This is a genomic window from Streptomyces sp. NPDC021749, assembly GCF_040640655.1.
Classification (GTDB): Bacteria; Actinomycetota; Actinomycetes; order Streptomycetales; family Streptomycetaceae; genus Streptomyces.
In genome coordinates, this window is sequence record NZ_JBFACE010000003.1 from 139,682 (window position 1) to 158,801 (window position 19,120).

Sequence of the window (19,120 nt, forward strand, 5' to 3'; positions counted from 1 at the left end):
TAGGAGTCTTCATCTTCAATGCGCACTGTTACTCCGAGGCGGGCGGTTCGGTGGCGAACGGCAATTTAGACCGATAATCCAGGGGTGAGAAATGGAGTCGGCCAGAGAAGCTGGGTATGTCCCTCAGTATACTGTTGCAGTTTGCGCAGGCCGGCGCCAGGTCGCCCGGGGCCTGAGCGGACTTCTTTCCAGGCTTCTTGATCCAGCGCGGATCGATTCGCATTTCATGTAGCGCATCGCGTCCCAGCGGGGGCGGTGTGGAGTCGTTTCCGTGCTTTTCCCGCCAGTTGGCTTCGTGCTCTCTCTGGCGAGCCCAGAGCAATTCGTTCACGGCCTTGACCTCAGCATGCCGCAGGGGTTGGTCGAGATGGGCCCGCCCCTCAAGAATTGCATCCGTCATCAGTGGCTGGTTGTTTTCATCCTTGACTCCCTTATTGTTCTCGTCGAGAACGGGAAGTTTGTGGATCTCGTCCTCGGATTTCATCAGCCGATGCTTCCACGCGGCCATATCCATGTAGTTGTCGCGCAGTAGCGGATGGAGGTTCTCCGCTGGGATGAGATCGGAAATCAGGCCGTTTACACCCTCGGTGATGATGCCCGTCCGAAGGTCGATGGCGAGAGCCGAGCAGGGGCCTTCATGCTTTGTGGGCCCCTGGGCGGCGTGATAAAGCGCCCGTGCGTGAGAAAGCTCTTGCAGATATTCCTTGACCGGCTTGTTGTCGACCGTCGCGATCAGACCATTTTCGGTGGTCACCCGACTTGTGTCGGTGGGATCGATCGTTTCGACTATTGCGCCGCGGGCCTTGTCGTCCTCGAAATCAGGATCGCGGATGTCGGGCGTCTCTCCCGGGTCTTCCGGATCCGGGAACGAAATGGGGTCGTCGACGCGCTCATCGCTCGCCGACATGGGCTTGTGGCGCTCGGTCGGCTCGTCACTCTCGTTCTCTTCGCCCTGGTCGTGGGCTTCGTCGGTCGAGTGCTCCGGCTCCGCTCCCGCGGGGTCGGAAGGCGGGCCGCCCGGTTCTTGCTGGTTTGTGGCTTTGTGCTCGTGACCGGCCGGGGCGGGGGGATCGTTGGGCTCGTGGGCTCCGTCACCGTCCGGGCTTGGTTCGGTGCTCGGCTTGCTGTACATCAGCGGGTCGCTGTCCGTGCTCAGTGCTGTGGCGAGGTACTGGGAAACGCTCGCGTGAGCGTTCTTCGGTGCGGTTTCGCCGTCGCCTGGGGCAGGGGAGTGCTGCTGATCAGCAGAGGTGTCTTCGGGACCTGCCTTGCCCTGATCCGCTGGAGTGTGGTCCTCGTTGCTGGGAGTGGGGTCGGGTTCGACCAGTGTGTGGTCCGCGTCGGGAGAAGCCTGGTCGGCAGGGTGCTCGTTCGGTGTCTGATGGCTGGGATCGGTGTGATTGTGCTCACCGGGATCGCCGTCGGAGTGGTCGGCCGGGGTGTCGGCCTGCTTGGCGTCGGCCTTGTCGGAGGCAGCGGTGTCCTGCTTGGGAACGACGTGATCAGCGTGGAGCGGCTGGCGGTTGGCGTCGAGGGGGATGTGCCAGACGTGCTCTGCCTGTGAAATGTGGATGGGGTCCGTGCTGACCTGCCCGGTCTGGGTGTCGATCCAGACGATCTTGCCGTGGTAGTTGACCGCGTTGAAGGCGTGACCACCACCGTTGTTCGGCCAGCCCACCTGGACGATCGCGGCCGCACCGTGGCCGGCCTGCTGGAGGTCGTACGCGATGCGAGCAGGGGTGTTGGGGTCATCGCCCCGTCCGGCGTATGTGTGGGTGGCGCCGGTCCAGCGGATCTGGTTCTCGTTGGCGTTGTTCTCGGGAGACCAGGTGTCCGGGTTCCCGTCCTTGTCGGTGTCGGGCGTGCGGGGTGCTGAGACCTGGGGGTTGCCGTACCAGGTCTCCAGGAACGAACGGGAGCAGTCGGCACAGTTGTTGCTGCGGCCAGGGACCGTGTTCCCGCCATCGTTCTGGAGCTGTGCCCAGGGGGCGAACGGGTCGGCGAATCGCTGCGGGGTGCCGTCGGAGTTGGTCGGGTGGGCGTCCTCCAGTGCCTGCTGATCGTTGGGGTGGGGCGGGAGCAGGCCGCCGGTGTCCTGATTGAGGTCGTTCCGGATCGCACTCAGGCTGTTGGGGTCCGCCTGCCCACTGTCTTGGTTCGCCGTGTCCTGCTCCGGAGCCGACGGCTGCTCTTGGGAAGGCTGCGGCTGTTCCTGGTGGGGCTGCTCTTGTGTGGGGTTCGGCTGCTGCTCGTGGGTGGGCTGTTCCTGGTCGGGCTGCTCCTGCGTGGGCTTCGGCTGATCCTGTTGGTGGGGCTCGGCCTGGGCCTGGGGAGCCGCCTGCTGCTGCGGGGTCGGCTGTTGCTGGTGCGGAGTGGGCTGGGGCTGCTGGGTCTGAGGCGTCGGCTGCTGTTGGTGGGGTTGCTGGTAAGGCCCAGGCTGCTGTTGGGGCTGCTGGGTGTAGGGAGTCGGCTGCTGTTGTTGGTGCGGCTGCTGGTACGGCCCAGGTTGGTGCTGCGGGGCCGACTGCTGCGGGGCCGGCTGCGACTGGGCATACGGGTGCTGTTGTTGGTACGGCTGTTGCTGCGCGTACGGGCTTGGCTGCTGGTTCGGCTGGGCGTACGGGTTTGGCTGCTGCGTATACGGCTGCTGCTGCGGGTGCGGCTGTGCGTACGGGCTCTGCTGCGGTTGCTGCTGGATGTACGGGTTCGGCTGGGGCTGCTGCTGGGCGTATGGCTGCTGCTGGTACGGCCCGGGCTGCTGCTGTAGGTGCGGCTGCTGTTGCGCGTACGGGTTCGACTGCTGGGCGTAGGGACTCGGCTGTTGCTGATAGGGCTGGTTGTAGGGGCCGGGCTGCTGCTGGGCGTACGGGTGCGGCTGGGGCTGCTGCTGCTGGGCGTACGGGTGCGGCTGGGGCTGCTGCTGCTGCTGGGCGTACGGGTGCGGCTGGGGCTGCGGCTGCTGGGCGTACGGGTTTGGCTGCGGCTGGTGCTGGGCCTGGGGGGTTTGGTACTGGTGGGCGGAGGGGTCGAACGGCTGGCGGTTGGCGTCGAGGGTCAGGTGCCAGACCCCGACGGCCTCCGTATTGATGGGGTGTTCGCTGACCTTGCCGGACTGGCTGTCTACCCAGATGACGCGACCATTGTGGTTGACCGCGTTGAAGACGTGCGCGCCACCACCGGTGCCATCGGCACTCTTGGGCCAGGTGACCAGTACTGCGGCGGCCGCACCATGGCCCGCCTGACGGAGCTCGTTGGCTATGCGGTCGTAGCCGTCCTTGGAGTTCGGACCGGAGTTGCGGAAGTTGGTGCCCGCGTACTGCTCAATGTTGGCGGTGCCGTTTCGCTCGCCGGATCGGCGGTCGATGCCTCCATGGCCGTCGGGGTCGTAGGTGCGCACAGCGGACACCTGGGGGTTGCCGTACCAGGACTCCATGAAGGAGCGGGTGCAGTCGGCACAGTTGTTCGAGCGGCCGAGCACCTCAGTGCCGCCGTCGTTCTGGAGTTGGGCCCAGGGCTGGAACGGGTCGTTGAACGCCCGTGGTGTGCCGTCCGGGTTCCGCGGAAAACTGGCCTCCAGCGCCTGTTGGTCATGCGGAAAGGGCGAATATAGGCCGTTCGGCTGGATGTTCAGGCCGGCCCGGACGTTCATGTGGCTGCGAAGGTTCGGAGGCTGCGGGACCGGCGCTTGGTGCTGCGATTGCTGCTGCTGGTATGGCGTCGGCTGCTGTTGAGGCGATGGCTGGTGCGGCTGGTACTGATTCTGCGGCTGATTCTGGAAGTGCTGGGGTGCTTGGACGTACTGCTGCGGCTGCTGTTGTTGGTACGGCTGCTGCTGGGGCTGCGCTTGTTGCTGAGGGTATGACTGCTGTTGGTAAGGGTTCGGCTGTTGGAAGGGGTTGTTGGGGGTGGGGGCGGAGGGGGACTGGGCGCCGGCCTGCGCAGGGGCATCGGGCCGGGGGTGGCCCGAGCGGTTGGGGGCAGCCTGCTGCTGTCGGTCTTGAGGGCGGGAAGTGTCCGTGCGTGCCGAGTCCGGGCGGGTGGCGTCGGGACGTGTCCCTTCCGGGCGGGTGGCGTCGGAGCGCGGGCCTTCCGGATGGGTGGTGTCGTTGCGGGGAGTGGTGGTGGGGGCGCCGGGGGTCTCCGGGCGGGCGCTGTCGTCGGGGCGCGGGCCGTCCAGGCGGGGGTTGTGGGGGGGCCGTTCCGGGGTGGGCTGCTGGGTGTGGTCCTGAACGATCTGGGAGCCGTCGGGGCGGCGGTTGGTGCCGGACGGCGTGGTGGGGGCGTCCCGGCGGGGGCCGTCCAGGCGGCTGTCGTGCGGGGGCGGGGTCTGGTCGCGACGGGGGCCGTCGAGCCGCGGGTTGTAGGCGGGGCGCTCCGGGGCGGGCCGCTGGGTGTGGTCCTGGATTGCCTGGGAACCGTCGGGGCGCCGATTGGTGGGGCGGGTGGGAGCGGTTCCGTTGCTGGGGGAGTTGGACTGGGCCTGGTTGGCGGAGGGGGAGCCGGTGCGAGGGGGAGTGGTGCTGGACGGGGCACCGGTGGCGCGGGGCGGGGTACCGCCCGTGGGGGCACCGCCCTGATGCGGGACGCCGCCCGTCATCATCGGGCCGCCGGCCTGGGGGGAGTTGGGCTGGGCCTGGTTGGTGGAGGGAGTGGTGGGGCCGGTGGGAGCCGAGTTGGTGGGGTCGGCGGTGTGCTGGGTGGGCGGCGGGAGGGTGGCGGTGTCTGCGGACTGGGTGGTGACGGTGGTGTCGTCGCTGTCGTCCACGGTCGGCATGGGGTCGCCGGGGGCCGGGTCGCGCTGCTGGATGGGCTGGCTGGACGGGGTGTGCTGGACCGGCGCGCCCTGCGGGGTGCTGAGGTGCGGCACGGAGGGGCGGCCGCCGGCGCCGCTGTTGGCGTTGTCCCCGTGGGAAGAGCCGGTACCGGCGCCGTCGTGGGAACCGGGGGTGTGGTCGCCGTACGAGGGCGGGTTGCCGGCTACCGCGTCGGTGACCGGAGAGGGGGCCGCCGGGGTCGGCTGGGTCCCGATGTTGTCGGTGTCCGGGCGGATTGCCTCGGGGGTGGTGTCCCGGGTGGGGTGGGTGCTGATGCCGTCGGTGTCGGGGCGGGCGGCGTCGGGGGTGTGGTCGTGCGTGGGCTGGGTGGTGATGCCCTCGGTGTCCGGGCGCGCGAAGTCGGGGGTGGTGTCCCGGGCGGGCTGGGTGCTGATGCCGTCGGTGTCGGGGCGGGCGGCGTCCGGGCCGCCGTCGGGGGTGTGGGAGGGGGACGAGCCGTGGGAGCCCCTGTCGTTGCCGCCGGTGTAGCCCTCGTCGAAGGGGGAGCGCTGGTCCGGGGGCGGCAGTGGCTGGGCCGGGGGGACGTCGTGCCGGGACCGGTCGCCGTGCGGAGTGGAGTCGGAACCGCCGTCGGAGGTGTGGGAGTTACCGGACTTGCCCGCGTCAGCAGAGCTGTCGGAGCTGTCGGAGCCGTGGGGGGTGTTGTCCGAGGGGCGGGGGGTGTGACTGCCGCCGCCATCGGTGGGGCGGTTGCCGTCCGAGCCGCCGCTGTCCGAACCGTTGCCGCTGGTGCCGGGTGAGCCGCCGGAGGAGCTGTTCGAGGAGCTGCTGGAACCTCCGCCGCCTCCGGAGCTGCTGCTGGAGCCGCCGTCGTGCGAGCCGCCGGACCCGGACCCGGACCCCGAGCCGGACCCGGACCCCGAGCCGGATTCGGACCCGGAGCTGGATTCGGACCCGGAGCTGGATCCCGAGCCCGAACCGTTGCCCGACGACGAGCTGCCGCCGGAGCCCGACCCCGACCCGGACCCCGACCCCGACCCGGAGTCCGAGTCGCTGCCCGAGTCGTTGGAGTGGCTGCTGTTGCCGCTGTTGCTACTGCTGCCGCTGTCGCCGTCACTGCCGCCGCCGTGGTCGCCGTCGCCGCCGTGGCTGTTGCCGTGGCCGGCGGCGGAGTCGAGGCCGCCTCGGGCGCGGTGGCCCGCGCGGTGGCCGGCGCCGTCACGGAGGCTCTCGCCGAGGGTCTCGCCGGTGTTCTTGATCGCGTCGGTGGCGGCCTTCTCGCCCTGCTTGAGGGTGCGGCCGACGTTGTAGCCGTTCTGCGCGCCGAAGTTCTGGTTGACGGTCTGGGCGATGATGTCCGAGACCATGGCCTCCAGGGCGGAGATCACCGGCTCCTTGGCGGCCTCCAGGATCGCGTCGAGCAGCTGTTTGGCGACCTCCTTGAGGATCTTGCGGACCATCTCGCGGGTGGCCAGGGTCGCCGCCGCACCGCCGATTTCCGATAGGCCCAGCGTGAAGGGTGCCGCCGCTTGGGCGGCGATGATTTCGGCCGCCAATATCGCCAATTGGACGATGACGGCGATCTTCATGCCGATGACGAGGGTGGCGGCGGCGTCGAAGGTGAAGGCGATGACCTCGGCCGCCTCACGGGCGTCGTTGAAGTAGCCCGAGCCGCCGCCGAACTTGTCCCATGCCTTGCTGAAGCCCTCGATGGAGTCGCCGGCGTTCTGGCTGAGCACGTTCGACGCGGCGGTCGTGCCGGTGGCCTGGTGGCCCTCGACGTCCGCGGCGAATTGACGCCAGACGTTGGCGCACTCGATCAGCTTGTCCTCGTCGGCGGTCGGCCAGTTGAAGCCGAGCATCTCGAGGACCCACTCAAGAGCGTTCGGCAGCATCATCGACAAGGTGGAGCTCCCCCGTGAAACGTGTGCATATCGGTGTGGTGCGGATGAGGGCCCCGCGGGGAGGCTCGCTCGTCAGAGGCCTGACCCGGGTCACACGAGGTGTGACCCGGCAGGGTGTGTGGTCCGGCCGGGTGGGGGATCCGGTTGGTGGACTCGGTGGCTCGGTGGCTCGGTGGCTCGGCGGCTCGGTAGCTCGGAGGCTCAGTTCTTGGCCGGGTACCAGGCGGTGGTGACCACTTCGTCGGGCTGCTGCTTCGTCGGGTCCTGCCACGCCTGCTTGTTTTCGACGTGCTGCTTCATCAGCGCGTCGTTGAAGTCCTCGTTCTCCGCGTGGTTCTTGGACATATCGGTCAGCGCCTTGCCGATCTCCTGGAGCTTCGCGGAGAGGTGGCCCATCGACTCGTACATGCCGTCGCGCACGCCCTCGTAGGCCACGCCGAACTTCTCGCCGATGTCATCGTCACCCCACGGCGGGGCGCCGTCCTTGCTGTCGAACGTCGTCAGGCCGCTGATGAACTGCTGGCCGAACGACTTCTCCTCCGGCTTGGGCTGGTTCGAGGGGTCGGCCGGCGGGCCGGCGCCCAGCGCGCTCAGGCCGTTCATCAGCCGCGCCACGGACTGGTAGAAGTCTTCGCCGAGCTTGGTGAAGGTCGTGCCCTCGGATTTGAGGGACTCCACATCGGTCTGGAAGCCGCCTGCTCCGGCCACAACGCCCCCCCGCGTTCGTAACGGTTACCCAATGAGATGTTCAAGGTAAAGCTTAGCGGGGCGGGCTGACACCTCGGTGGTGCTGCCACCGCCCCGCCTTCACTCCCCCGATTCCTTGCGGCGACGAAGTTGGCGGTAGTGCTCCATGGCGCTTTGCGGGGGGTAGTTGGGAATGTAGGTCACCTTGCCGGTGTCCTTCGCGATGACGATGTTGCTCCCGCCCGGCTCTGCGGGAGGGGCGGTGGGGTCCTCTGGGAGCGGCCAGCCCGCCTGGATCAGGTAGCCCAGGTCGAATTCGTGGACGAGCAGGCTGACGGGGGCGCCGGGCGAGCCGAGCTCGGGGAGAAGCTGGTGGCCGATTTCCAGGGCTTCATCCGCGTTCGCCGGGACGGTCCAGGGACCCTCGTCCGCCACCTGCGGCGGCAACGGCGGGGGCGTGGGGGGCAGAGGCCCGTGGCTCCCTGCAACCGACGGAATGCCTGCGTGGGGATTGTTTCCTGCCGGGTTGGCGGTCGGCTTGCCGCTCGCCGTCGGGTCGCTTCCCGTCTGGTCGGAATCGGTCACGTTGTTGCCTCCTGAGCGCTGATCCGGTCGACGATCCCATCGACGATGGTCAACTTAACTCACGCGCTGGTGGCCCGATTGCTCGTCCGAGGACACGACCTTCGATGATCGCCCGGATCATTCCGGCGGGACGCTCAGGCGAAGCCGCTGACGCGAAGCCGCTGACGCGAAGACGCTCACTCGAAGTTGACCAGCGACAGCCAGAACTCCAGCAGGTCCGCATCGCCGGTGACGGTGAAGGCTTCCTGGTCGGAGGAGCGGCGGCCGTAGACGAGGAGCAGCAGGTCGGTGAGCGGGGCGCTGACGGAGACGGCGGCCGGTTCCTTGGCGCGCCGCCAGGCCAGGGTGTCGCCGGTGAGGTCGACGAGCCAGTCGGCGGCGGCCTCCGGCGGGGTGTCCGTGGCGTGGAGGTGGAGCGTGCGACCGGGGGCCAGGAGGGCGCGGCGGTCGGGGTGGTAGTCGAACATCTCGGGCAGCGAGCCGAGTTCCATCCACTCGTCCAGAGCGTCGAGGGCGACCGGCTGCGTGACGGAGAAGCCGGTGTTCATGGCGAGGGCGGCGTCGGCCCGGTGGATGACCGTCTCGTGGCACATACGGCGCGCGAAGAAACGGGGGCTCCCGGAGGGCAGCGGGGTCCAGATACGGGCGTCCGGGCCGGCGGTCCGGAGCGTCGCGGCGAGCAGCTCCGCGCCGTCGATGAGCCAGCCGGCGAGCGCGGCGGGCGGCTCGGTGGTGTCCTGGGAGAGGACGCGGAGGGCGGTGTCGGGCGGGGGTGCGGTGGCCCGGGTCCGTACGACCTCCGCCACCCAGCGGTGGGCCTCGCCCAGGTGCCGCAGCAACTGGGCGAGGTTCCAGTCCGGGCAGGACGGTACGACGGGGCTGAGGTCCGTGTGCTCCTTGAGGGCGGAGCCCAGCAGGAGGGACTGGGTGACGATTTCGGTGCAGTGGCTGTCGTAATCCATCACGGAGGGCATGACGTCACCGTAGGGGGCAACGCCGACAGAGATCGCTGTGACGTCACCAATGGGGTGATTACCGACATCGGCCGGCTGTGCCGGTCGTCAACCGGCTCGTCGTCCACCAGGTCGGTTGTCAGCCGGTTCCGTCGTCAAGCGGCCCCGTCGATTGCGCCCGCCGCTGCTGCCGCTGGTCTGGGGCCGGCACGCGCCGCACGGCCGGATCGGGTGCCCCGCATGGCCGCTTTCCGGCGCCCGTGTCAACGTCGCGTCATCACCGCGTCAAGGTTCGGAGGGGCCGCATCAGTGCCCTGTAAACGCCTGGGGAGGGGCCGGTGCGCCGCCCTAGCGTCGAGGCATGGGACGGCGACGGGGCCTGGGGCCCGGCTTCACCAGAGACGGGGACGGGAACGGGGACGGGAACGGGAATGGTGACGGGAACGGGGACGGTGGGGGCGATGGCGGAGGGCGGCGGGTGGCGCGGCGGCAGCCGGTCGCCCGGTCGGCCATACCGCCACCCCCGCCCGCCAACAGGACCGTGTACGACCGGACCTGGCTGCCCGAACTGCGTGCCGCGCTCTGCTGCACCGTCGGGCTGCTCGTCGTCATGCTGCTGGTCGACCTCGCCAACGGGACGCTCACGCCGTGGCGTGCCGGGTGTTGGGTGGCCGTCGCGCTGGTGTTGTTCGCGGTCCTCTTCCCGACACGGGTGACGGCCGGGGACGGCTGGCTGAGGTCCCGCGGGCTGGTGCGCGGGCACCGGGTCGAGACCGACCGGCTCGTCGTCGTACGGCGCACCGACGGGATGGCGCCGCGGCTGGTGCTCCGCGACGCCCGGGGCGGCCGGGTCGAGCTGGATCCCAAGGTCCTCAGCGCCAACCCCGTACTGTGGCACCGCCTCGACCAGGGCGTTTGCCGCTCCCGTGAGCGCGGACTGCTGCGCTGCGGCGCGGCGACGCTCCAGGCGCTGGCGGACCGGATCGATCAGGACGGCGCACGGGCGGTGTTCGAGGCGTCCGGGCTGGAATGAGTACGGACGGCGGAAGTGCGGGTTCCCGGAGCGAGCGCTTCCCGGCCCGAGTGGGCGCTTCCCGGCCCGAGTGGGCGCTTTCGGGCCCGAGCGAGCGCTTCCCGGCCCGAGTGGGCGCTTTCGGGCCGGAGCGAGCGCTCAGCCGGACGTCCGGGCGGCCACGGAGAAGTCGTAGTGCACGCCGGTCAGTTGCTCCGAGGCGGCCCAGAGGCGCTCGCCGTTCGCGTCGTTCTTCGTCCAGGGGGCGCGGAAGGACTTTGCCGGGGCGCCGCGCAGCCCGTTGCGCGGACCGACGAAGGAATCCGGCCGCATGTGCGGGGCGGTCGCCGCGCAGAGGGTGCCCAGCGCGCCGCCCTCCGCCGGCTGGGCGATCAGGCGGTTGCCCAGCCCGATGACCCGTTCCGCCGCGTTGCGGCCCTCCATCCGGGCGCCCGCGGTCTGCAGGTTGGTGGCCGCGTAACCGGGGTGCGAGGCGGCCGCGACGAGCGGCGACCCGGCCGCCGCGAGCCGCCGGGTCAGCTCGTGGACGAAGAGCAGATTGGCGCTCTTGGAACGGCCGTAGGCGATCCAACGCCGGTACGTACGCTCGCTGTTGAGGTCGTCGTGGTCCAGGTCGGCGAGCGCGTGCAGCATGCTGGAGACGGACACGATCCGGGCTCCCGGGGTGGCCAGCAGCCGCGGCAGCAGCAGTCCGGTGAGCGCGAAGTGGCCGAGGTGGTTGGTGCCGAACTGCATCTCGAAGCCGTCGGCGGTGGTGCGGTACGGCAGTGCCATCACGCCCGCGTTGTTGATGAGCAGGTCGAGGCGGTCGCCGGTGACGTCGTCGAGGGTGGCCGCGAAGTCCCGTACGGAGGACAGGTCGGCGAGGTCGAGCGGGCGGAACTCGGCCTCGGCGGAGGGGACTTCGGACCGCAGTCGGTCCAGGGCCGCCGTGCCGCGCGAGGCGCTGCGGCAGGCCAGCACCACACGGGCGCCGCGGCGTGCCAGTTCGCGTGCGGTGATGTAGCCGATGCCGCTGTTCGCGCCCGTGACCACCGCCGAGCGGCCGGTCTGGTCGGGGATGTGGCTGGTGTTCCACCGGGTCACGCCTGCACTCCTCCCTACGGGGCCGGCGGCCGGGGCGTGGGGCCAGCGGCCGACGAGCCGACGGATCATCCAGCCTACGCCCGAGTAGCTTGGGGCCCGGCGGCGGGCCCGGGGTCCCCCGCACGGACTCCCCGGGCCGGCACGCACATCGGCGTAAGCCGCAACCGCCCCTCCTCGCCCGCGCCCTCCGCCAGGTGCTGGACCGCTGCTTTTCAGTCGTTGCCCCGCACCCGCACCCGCACCTCGTACACCGGGATCGACACCGACGGATCGTCCAGGCAGCCGCCCGACTCCAGGTCGAAGCGCTGCTTGAGCAGCGGCGAGGCCACGAACGGCCGGCCGTCGACGCTGCCGGTCAGGCCGCGGGAGAGGACCTGGGCGCCGGTGAACGGGTCGCGGTTGCCGATCGCGTACGCCCGGCCGGCCCGGTCCGCGAACAGCGCGGCCTGGGTGCCGTCCGGGAGCAGGGCGGCCACCCCGCGCCCCGGGGTGAGGTCGTCCGGCGTGCAGACCGGGAGCCAGTCACCGCCTTCCGGGCAGCGGATCTCGACGAAGGCGGTCGCCGTGCCGGCGGTGGCTTGTGGGAGAACGGGAGCCGCTCCGGGCGACACGGTGGTGGTCATCAGGCTCATCGGGCAGAGGTCCCTTCCAGAGTGCGAACGGGCAGGGTCGGTCCGGCCAGCAGCGTCAGGTCCGGCTTGACCTGGTCACGCTCCGGGACGAAGCGGACGGACGGGTCCGGCGCGCCGGGCGCGTTGACGAACGAGACGAAACGGGCCAGCCGTTCGGGGTCGCCGAGGGTCTCGGCCCACTCGTCGCGGTAGTGCGAGACATGGGCGGCCATCAGCGCCTCCAACTCGTCGCACAGCCCGAGGGAGTCGTGCACCACGACGTCGCGTACGTGGTCGAGTCCGCCCTCGATCCGCTCCAGCCAGGCGGAGGTGCGCTCCAGGCGGTCGGCGGTGCGGATGTAGAACATCAGGAAGCGGTCGATCAGCCGGATCAGTTCGGCGTCGCTCAGGTCCTGGGCGAGCAGATCGGCGTGGCGCGGGGTGGCGCCGCCGTTCCCGCCGACGTAGAGGTTCCAGCCGCCGGCCGTGGCGATCACGCCGAAGTCCTTGCCGCGGGCCTCCGCGCACTCCCGTGCGCACCCGGAGACCGCGGACTTCAGCTTGTGCGGTGCGCGCAGGCCCCGGTAGCGCAGCTCCAGATCGATCGCCATGCGGACGGAGTCCTGGACGCCGTAGCGGCACCAGGTCTCGCCGACGCACGACTTCACGGTGCGCAGCGCCTTCCCGTACGCGTGGCCCGACTCGAAGCCGGCGTCCACCAGGCGCGCCCAGACGGCGGGGAGCTGGTCGACCCGCGCACCGAAGAGGTCGATCCGCTGGCCGCCGGTGATCTTCGTGTAGAGCCCGAAGTCGCGCGCCACCTCACCGATGACGATGAGCTTCTCCGGGGTGATCTCACCGCCCGGGATCCGCGGCACGATCGAGTAGGAGCCGTTCCGCTGGAGGTTGGCGAGGAAGTGGTCGTTGGTGTCCTGGAGCGCCGCCTGCTCACCGCCCAGGACGTAGCCGTCGGCGCCGACCGAGGGGGCGAGGGAGGCGATCACGGAACCGATGGCGGGCTTGCAGACCTCGCAGCCCTCGCCGCCGCGCGCCTCCTCCCGGCCGTACGCGTCCAGCAGTTCGGCGTACGAGGTGATCCGGCGGACCCGGACGATCTCGTAGAGCTCGGCGCGGGTGTGGGGGAAGCAGCCGCACAGTCCCTGGTCCTCGGACTGCGGCAGCAGCTGCCCGATCAGCTTCACGCAACTGCCGCAGCCGGTACCGGCCTTGGTGCACTGCTTGACCTCGGGGAGGGTGGCGCACGCCTGGATGGCGTCCTTGGTGACGTTGTGGCAACTACAGATCACCGCGTCGCCGGGCAGCGCGTCCGGGCCCAGCGCGGCGCCGCCGCCCTCCGCGAGACCGGCCGGCAGCACCAGCTGCTCGGGCGCCACGGGCGGCACCGTGCCGGTCAGCGGGCGCAGCGTGCCGTACGCCTCGGCGTCGCCGACCAGCACCCCGCCCAGCAGCGTGCCGTCGGCGCCGATCACCAGCTTCTTGTAGACGCCGTTGCGGGAGTCGGAGTAGACCACGTCGAGACAGCCGTCTGCGGCGCCGTGCGCGTCACCGAAGGAGGCCACGTCCACACCGAGCAGCTTCAGCTTGGTGGACAGGTCCGCGCCGGTGAAGCCGGGGCGGTCCGCGGCGGGCTCCGCCGGCCCGTCGGCGAGCGCGGCGGCCTCGGTCAGCCGGCCGGCGAGGTCGGCGGCGGCCACCCGGGCCATGTCGTAGCCCGGTGCGACCAGCCCGTAGACCCGGCCGTCGACGGCCAGTGCGCACTCGCCGATGGCGTAGACGGCGGGGTCCTCGGTGCGGCACTGCTCGTCGATGACGATGCCGCCGCGCTCCCCGACGGGCAGCCCGCAGTCCCGGGCGAGCTGGTCACGGGGGCGGACCCCGGCCGAGAAGACGACCAGGTCGGTCTCGATCCGGGAGTCGTCCGACAGGCCCATGGCGGTCACCGCCCCGGCCTCGTCCGCGACGATCTCCTTGCCGCCGACGCCGGTGTGGACCGTCAGGCCCATCTCCTCGACGGTACGGCGCAGTGCGCGGCCGCCGCCCTCGTCGACCTGGAGCGCCATCAGCCGCGGCGCGAACTCCACGATGTGGGTGCGCAGCCCGAGCCCGTTGAGCGCACCGGCCGCCTCCAGGCCGAGCAGCCCGCCGCCGACCACCACACCGGTGCGCGCGTTCTTCGCGTACTCCTCGATGGCCAGCAGGTCGTCGATCGTCCGGTAGACGAAGCAGCCCGCGCTGTCCTTGCCGGGCACCGGCGGGACGAACGGGTACGACCCGGTGGCCAGCACCAGGGCGTCGTAGCGCACGGTCCGCCCGGAGCGGGCGGTGACCGTACGGGCGGTCCGGTCGACGGCGGTGGCCGGGTCGCCGAGGAGCAGTTCGATGCCGTGCCGGGCCAGGAAGTCCGGATCGGTCAGGCTCAGGTCGTCGGCGCTGCGGCCGGAGAAGTACGAGGTCAGCTGGACCCGGTCGTAGGCGGGGCGGCCTTCCTCGCACAGGACGACCACCCGTGCCCGTTCGGTCACACCGCGGTCGGCGAGCTCTTCCAGGAAGCGCTGGCCGACCATGCCGTGGCCTATCAGGGCGATGGTGGGGGCGGTGTCCGGAGGGGTGGCCGGTGCGGCGTCCGGGAGCGAAGGAGTGGAGGTCATGGGCGTCAGCGTGCGGGGCCGCTGTTACCCGACGGCATCTGGTCTGTTTCCCGGGCGGAACGCCTGCCTCAGTGCGGGGGCGGGGGCCGTGTGAGGCGGTGAGTACCCCTACTCATGCCGCCCCTGGGGGCCGCCCGCCATCATGGGCGCATGAAGATACCGGGGACACCTACGGCGGCGGCCGCCGTGCTGCCCGTGGCCTTACCGGTCGCGGTGTGGGGGCTGCTGGGACAGGACGACTACCAGGGCGTACCGCCGTCCCGGCTGGACTATTTCGTCCGTCCCCCGGAGCTGCCGCCGGGCCTGGACACCGAGCTGGGCGTGCTGGCCCTGACCGCCGTGGTGGCGAGCGCGGTGGCGCTGGCCCGCGCCACCTGCCACCACGCCTTCGACCGCCGCTGGTGGCAGGTGCTGGCCCCGCTGCTGGCCGCCGGACTGCTGGTCGGCTGGGGATGGCGGGTGCTGACCGCCGGGACCATCGGCGCGAACATCGGGGCGGGCGTCGTCCTGATGGCCTTCGGCCCGGTGGTGGCCGCGCTGGTGCTGAGCGCCGCGGGACGCGGGATCTGGCTGGCCCGGCATCCCCGCTGACCCGTGCGTACCCGGACCGCCGCCACCGCCCTCACCGCCCTCACCGCCCCCTTCGCCCCCCGCACCCTCGCCGCCGCGGCGCACGCCCTGCTCGCCGCGCCCCTCGCCCTCTGCGGACTGGTCCTGGTGCCGGCCGGGCTGGCGGTGGGCGCGGTGCTGTCGTGGACGGCCCTCGGCCCCTGGCTGATCGCCCTGACGGTACGGGGCGCCCTCGCCCTGGCCGGGCTCCAACTCACCCTCGCCCGACGCCTGTTGGGCGTGGACATCGAACCGGCGGGGCGGCGCGGTGCACGCGGGGCGTTCGGCTGGCGGCGCGCACTGCTCGGTGACCCGGCCGGCTGGCGGGCCGTCGCCGCCGCCCTGCTCGCCCCGTTCACCGCCCTGCCGCCGCTGCTCGCCGTCCTGGTCGGCTACGTCTACGGCCTGCTGGCGCTCGCCCACCCCGTCCTGCGCCGCTGGAACTACGTCACCCTGCGCGGCGCGGACGGCTCGGTGCGCAGGGTGTCGCTGCAGATCCACGGCGTGGAGTTCGACAGCTGGCCGCGCTGGACCGTGGTGGTCGCCGCCGGGGCGCTGCTCGTCCTGCTCGCGCCCTGGCTGGTGCGCCGGGCCGGCGCCCCGCACCGGCTGCTGCTGCGCGCCCTGCTGGGGCCGAGCGCCGCGGAGGCCCGTATCCGCACCCTGGAGGAGACCCGTGCGCACGCCGTCGACGACGCCGTGGCCACCCTGCGCCGCATCGAACGCGATCTCCACGACGGCACCCAGGCCCGGCTCGTCGGCCTCGGCATGCACCTCACCCTCATCCGCGAACTGATCACCCAGGACGCCGACCGGGAACGGCTGCTCGCCGTGGTGGAGACGGCCCGGAACAACGCCACCCGGGCCGTCACCGATCTGCGCCACCTCGTCCGGGGCATCCACCCGCCCGCGCTCGACCAGGGCCTGGAAACCGCCCTGGCCACCCTCACCGCGGACGCCCCGCTGCCGGTCACCCTGCACACCGCCCTCGGCCCGCGCCCCTCCCCGGCCCTGGAGTCCCTCGCCTACTTCTGCGCGGCGGAGCTGCTCGCCAACGCCGTCAAACACAGCGGCGCGTCCCGGGTGACGGTGGACGCACGGACCGAGCCCGCGGACGCCGGGCCGGCGGGTGCGGCCCTCCTGCTGACCGTACGGGACGACGGGTGCGGCGGTGCCGTGGTCGGCGCGGGCACCGGCCTGACCGGACTGCGGGCCCGGATCCGCACCGTCGACGGCACGCTGGCCTGCGACAGCCCGCCCGGCGGCCCTACGGTGATCACCGTCCGCCTCCCGTACCCGGCAACGGGCCGGGCACCCGCATGAAGGGCGCCCGGTGGGGAGCGCACGGGAAGGGCGGACGGGGCAGATCCGACGACCGACGACCGACGACCGACGACCCGACGGGGGACCCCATGCGCATCGTCATAGCCGAGGACTCCGCGATCCTGCGCGAGGGCCTGGTGCAGCTGCTGGAGCTGCGCGGGGTGACCGTCGCGGCCGCCGTCGCGGACGCCGAGGCGCTGCTCGCGGCGGTCGCCGCCCACCGCCCGGACGCCGCCGTGGTGGACATCCGTCTGCCGCCCGGCCATACGGACGAGGGCCTGCGGGCGGCGGTCCGGCTCCGCCGCGACCACCCCGGCACCGGCGTGCTGATCTTCTCCCAGTACGTGGAGACGGCCTACGCCGACCGGCTGTTCGGCGCGGGCTTCGCCGGCGTCGGCTACCTCCTCAAGGAACGGGTGATGGACATCGGCGAGTTCGTGGCCGCGCTGGAACGGGTGGCGGCCGGCGGCACCGCGCTGGACCCGGACGTGGTGGGCCAGCTGTTCGGCGCGAGCCGCCGGTCCCGGGCGCTGGACGCGCTCACCCCGCGCGAGCACGAGGTGCTGTCCCTGATGGCGCAGGGCCGCACCAACCAGTCCATCGCCACGGCCCTGACCGTCTCCGAGCGGGCGGTCGAGAAGCACATCGCCCATGTCTTCGCCAAGCTCGGCCTCCCGCCCTCGGAGACGGACCACCGCCGGGTGCTCGCGGTACTGCGCTACCTGGAGGCCGCCGGTCCCGCCGGGGTGAGCTGAGCCGGGCACAGCCGGCGCGGCTGCGCGTCGGTGCGCAGCCGGGCGTCGACGCAGCCGGCCGGCAGCCCGTCGTGGGCGGTGCTGCCGAAGTTGGCGGTGACGGTGAGGGTGCCGTCGCCGAAGACCGTGCGCTGGACGGTGCGGTCGCCGGTCAGCCACCGGAAGGACGTCATCCGCTCGGTCCCCGCGGCCCGGTGCAACGGCGCGAAGTACCGCTGAAGCGCGGCGAGTTCACGCCCGTGCTCGCTCAGCGAAGGCCCGTCCAGCACGTAATTCAGCGGCGTGTTGGAGAGCATCGCCAGCAGCGCCCGGGTGGTCTTCTGCGCCGGCAGCTTCTCGTACGACAGCTCCCAGCGCTCGGCGTTGACCAGCGAGCCGTGCAGCGCGGTCTCGTACAGCGGCACCCGGTACTTCGGGTCGTACATCGACTTCGCCAGGCCGGCCGGCAGCCGCACCGGCTTGAAGAACGCCGTCGGCGCGTTCTCCGGGGCGTAGCCGCCCCAGGCCGGCTTGTCGCGCTCCAGCTTCCACAGGCCGTCGGCGACCGGGGTGCCCGAGCCGTGGTCGAACGCCAGCACCTCGTTGGCCCACGGCTGGGCCGACTCCGAGCCCAGCACGAAGTCCCGGGACAGCCGCCGCATCCGGGCCAGCCGGTTGGCCCGGTCGCCCGCCTTCGTCATCTCGTGTCCCGCGCCGTGGTCCCGGAAGACCTCCCCGGTCGCGTCGACGTCGAGGAAGTAGCTGTCCGCCCCGTTGGCGGTCATGGTGCGCGTACGGTCGGCCAGATAGTGCTTGCCGGGCTCGGCCTTCTCGAAGGCGCGCGAGCTGAGGTAGCAGCCGCGGCCGCCGAAGCCGGTCTCCGGGGTGCCGTCCGCCTTTCGTATACAGAAGTCGGGATACACCCGGTCCGGCCACGCCGAGGTGGGGGAGTCGGCGGTCTTCGGGTCCTGCCCGTTGGCGAACGAGTCGTACGGGCCGACGAGATAGCCCGCCTTCTTGGCGGCCCGCACCGCCGCGGCGTCCATCGGGTGGGGCCCGGAGTCGTACCCGAGCCACATCCGGTCCACGCCCAGCCGCTTGAGCTTGTCGACCCCGGCGGCGGTCCGCGCCTCCCCCCACACATACGCGTGGAACGCCCCGAGCAGCTTGGCGTTGGCCGGGTTCTGCCGGATCTTCCGCCGCAGACTGCCGAGCTGCCCGCGCTGGGCGAGGTACGCCCGGTAGTCGGCCGCCGGCGCGACCGGGTTGCCATCGGTGAGCGCGAACGAGACGACGTACTCCCGGGTGCCCTCACCACCGTCAAACGCATGGACGGCAGTACTCCGCAACCGCCCGCCCATGGACGCGAACCGCAACGACGTCCCGATGTCGCTCGGCACGAGATAACTCACCCCGTGCCCGCGTCCGGTGCCACGCCCGCCGGACCGCCCACCGCCCCCCTGGGAGCCGGAGCCGGAGCCGTCCAGCGCATACCCCCACAACGGCAACGCCAGCTCCGCCCCCACATCGACCTGGCTCCCGGCCAGCCCACCCTTCTCCGCCCCGGAATTCCAGAAGGCATCCCGCACCGGAATGTCCAGCCCCTCACCCCGCGGCAGTTGGACGGACGAGGCGGCCCGGTCCGTCCCGGTCACCGGCCAGCTGACCGACCCGTCCCGCTCCGACCGCAGCCGGATCCGCAGCCGCCCGTGCTCCACGCCGGCCGTCACCGCCAGCCCCTTCGCGGGATAACTCCACCGCGCCCCGTCCGCCGTACGCGTCACCGGCCCCGGCTTCCCGAGCCCGCCGCCCCCGGCCGCCTCCGACAGCACCATCCGCCGCCCGTCCCCGGCACGCGCATCCACCGCGAGCGTCTCGGTGTCGACCACGGCGGTACCACCCGCCACGGGCAGCTCCAACTTGCTCCCGTGCAGCGTCCCGGCGGCGGCACTGTCACATCCGGTGACCCCGAGAGCGGTCGAGGCAAGGGCAAGGGACGCGGCGAGGGCGCGGGTGGTCCGGCGGGCCCGCGGGGACCGTCGAAGGGCGCTGCGCGAAGGGGAGTTGGGGTCCCCGGAGATCGTGAAAGAGGTCATGGGGACTGGATAGTGAGCGGTCTTAAGAGGCTTCTAAGAAGTCCTGACGAAATGC

Annotated in this window: 12 protein-coding genes; 4 read left to right on the forward strand and 8 right to left on the reverse strand. The window is 71.6% G+C overall.

What is annotated here, in order from left to right; all coding sequences use genetic code 11:
* Positions 1 to 28 precede the first annotated feature (28 nt).
* The 4 genes from AB0G35_RS04305 to AB0G35_RS04320 form a co-directional block, all read right to left on the reverse strand.
* Positions 29 to 6,673, reverse strand: a complete 6,645-nt coding sequence (locus tag AB0G35_RS04305) for a toxin glutamine deamidase domain-containing protein (RefSeq protein ID WP_360943825.1) — start codon at positions 6,671 to 6,673, stop codon at positions 29 to 31.
* A gap of 207 nt (positions 6,674 to 6,880) precedes the next feature.
* Positions 6,881 to 7,387, reverse strand: coding sequence for a hypothetical protein (locus tag AB0G35_RS04310; RefSeq protein ID WP_360943415.1), 507 nt, complete (start codon positions 7,385 to 7,387; stop codon positions 6,881 to 6,883).
* A gap of 99 nt (positions 7,388 to 7,486) precedes the next feature.
* Positions 7,487 to 7,951, reverse strand: a complete 465-nt coding sequence (locus AB0G35_RS04315) for a hypothetical protein (RefSeq protein WP_360943418.1) — start codon at positions 7,949 to 7,951, stop codon at positions 7,487 to 7,489.
* A gap of 176 nt (positions 7,952 to 8,127) precedes the next feature.
* Positions 8,128 to 8,925 (reverse strand): maleylpyruvate isomerase family mycothiol-dependent enzyme, encoded by a 798-nt coding sequence (locus AB0G35_RS04320; RefSeq protein WP_360943421.1) that lies wholly within the window; start codon positions 8,923 to 8,925, stop codon positions 8,128 to 8,130.
* A gap of 457 nt (positions 8,926 to 9,382) precedes the next feature.
* Here AB0G35_RS04320 and AB0G35_RS04325 point away from each other — a divergent pair, with 457 nt between their 5' ends.
* Positions 9,383 to 9,937, forward strand: coding sequence for a hypothetical protein (locus tag AB0G35_RS04325; RefSeq protein ID WP_360943424.1), 555 nt, complete (start codon positions 9,383 to 9,385; stop codon positions 9,935 to 9,937).
* A gap of 138 nt (positions 9,938 to 10,075) precedes the next feature.
* Here AB0G35_RS04325 and AB0G35_RS04330 read toward each other — a convergent pair whose 3' ends face one another.
* The 3 genes from AB0G35_RS04330 to nirB form a co-directional block, all read right to left on the reverse strand.
* Positions 10,076 to 11,023, reverse strand: a complete 948-nt coding sequence (locus AB0G35_RS04330) for an oxidoreductase (protein WP_360943427.1) — start codon at positions 11,021 to 11,023, stop codon at positions 10,076 to 10,078.
* A 212-nt stretch (positions 11,024 to 11,235) separates the two neighbouring features.
* Positions 11,236 to 11,655: a nitrite reductase small subunit NirD gene (nirD, locus tag AB0G35_RS04335; protein WP_360943430.1), complete on the reverse strand. Its 420-nt coding sequence runs from the start codon at positions 11,653 to 11,655 to the stop codon at positions 11,236 to 11,238.
* Positions 11,652 to 14,303, reverse strand: coding sequence for a nitrite reductase large subunit NirB (gene nirB / locus AB0G35_RS04340; RefSeq protein WP_360943433.1), 2,652 nt, complete (start codon positions 14,301 to 14,303; stop codon positions 11,652 to 11,654). Before nirB ends, nirD begins: the two co-directional genes overlap by 4 nt.
* 150 nt (positions 14,304 to 14,453) lie before the next feature.
* Between nirB and AB0G35_RS04345 the strand changes: the two genes are divergently transcribed.
* The 3 genes from AB0G35_RS04345 to AB0G35_RS04355 all read left to right on the forward strand — a co-directional run bounded on the left by AB0G35_RS04345 (position 14,454) and on the right by AB0G35_RS04355 (position 16,990).
* On the forward strand, positions 14,454 to 14,894 hold the full coding sequence (locus tag AB0G35_RS04345) for a hypothetical protein (RefSeq protein WP_360943436.1): 441 nt from the start codon (positions 14,454 to 14,456) through the stop codon (positions 14,892 to 14,894).
* A 3-nt stretch (positions 14,895 to 14,897) separates the two neighbouring features.
* Complete coding sequence (locus tag AB0G35_RS04350) at positions 14,898 to 16,235, forward strand: sensor domain-containing protein (RefSeq protein WP_360943439.1); 1,338 nt, start codon at positions 14,898 to 14,900, stop codon at positions 16,233 to 16,235.
* Positions 16,236 to 16,324: 89 nt separating this feature from the next.
* A complete protein-coding gene (locus AB0G35_RS04355) occupies positions 16,325 to 16,990 on the forward strand; it encodes a response regulator transcription factor (RefSeq protein WP_360943442.1) in 666 nt (221 codons plus the stop codon).
* Here the strand turns inward: AB0G35_RS04355 and AB0G35_RS04360 are convergent.
* Positions 16,954 to 19,065, reverse strand: a complete 2,112-nt coding sequence (locus AB0G35_RS04360) for a glycoside hydrolase (protein ID WP_360943445.1) — start codon at positions 19,063 to 19,065, stop codon at positions 16,954 to 16,956. The genes AB0G35_RS04355 and AB0G35_RS04360 overlap by 37 nt on opposite strands.
* Positions 19,066 to 19,120: the final 55 nt, after the last annotated feature.

What these genes read in the sequence shown, in the direction of transcription:
- AB0G35_RS04305 (WP_360943825.1), bottom strand. Translation starts at nt 6,673, where the DNA reads ATGATGCTGCCGAACGCTCTTGAGTGGGTCCTCGAGATGCTCGGCTTC.
- AB0G35_RS04320 (WP_360943421.1), bottom strand. Translation starts at nt 8,925, where the DNA reads ATGCCCTCCGTGATGGATTACGACAGCCACTGCACCGAAATCGTCACC.
- nirD (WP_360943430.1), bottom strand. Translation starts at nt 11,655, where the DNA reads ATGAGCCTGATGACCACCACCGTGTCGCCCGGAGCGGCTCCCGTTCTC.
- nirB (WP_360943433.1), bottom strand. Translation starts at nt 14,303, where the DNA reads ATGACCTCCACTCCTTCGCTCCCGGACGCCGCACCGGCCACCCCTCCG.
- AB0G35_RS04345 (WP_360943436.1), top strand. Translation starts at nt 14,454, where the DNA reads ATGAAGATACCGGGGACACCTACGGCGGCGGCCGCCGTGCTGCCCGTG.
- AB0G35_RS04355 (WP_360943442.1), top strand. Translation starts at nt 16,325, where the DNA reads ATGCGCATCGTCATAGCCGAGGACTCCGCGATCCTGCGCGAGGGCCTG.
- AB0G35_RS04360 (WP_360943445.1), bottom strand. Translation starts at nt 19,065, where the DNA reads ATGACCTCTTTCACGATCTCCGGGGACCCCAACTCCCCTTCGCGCAGC.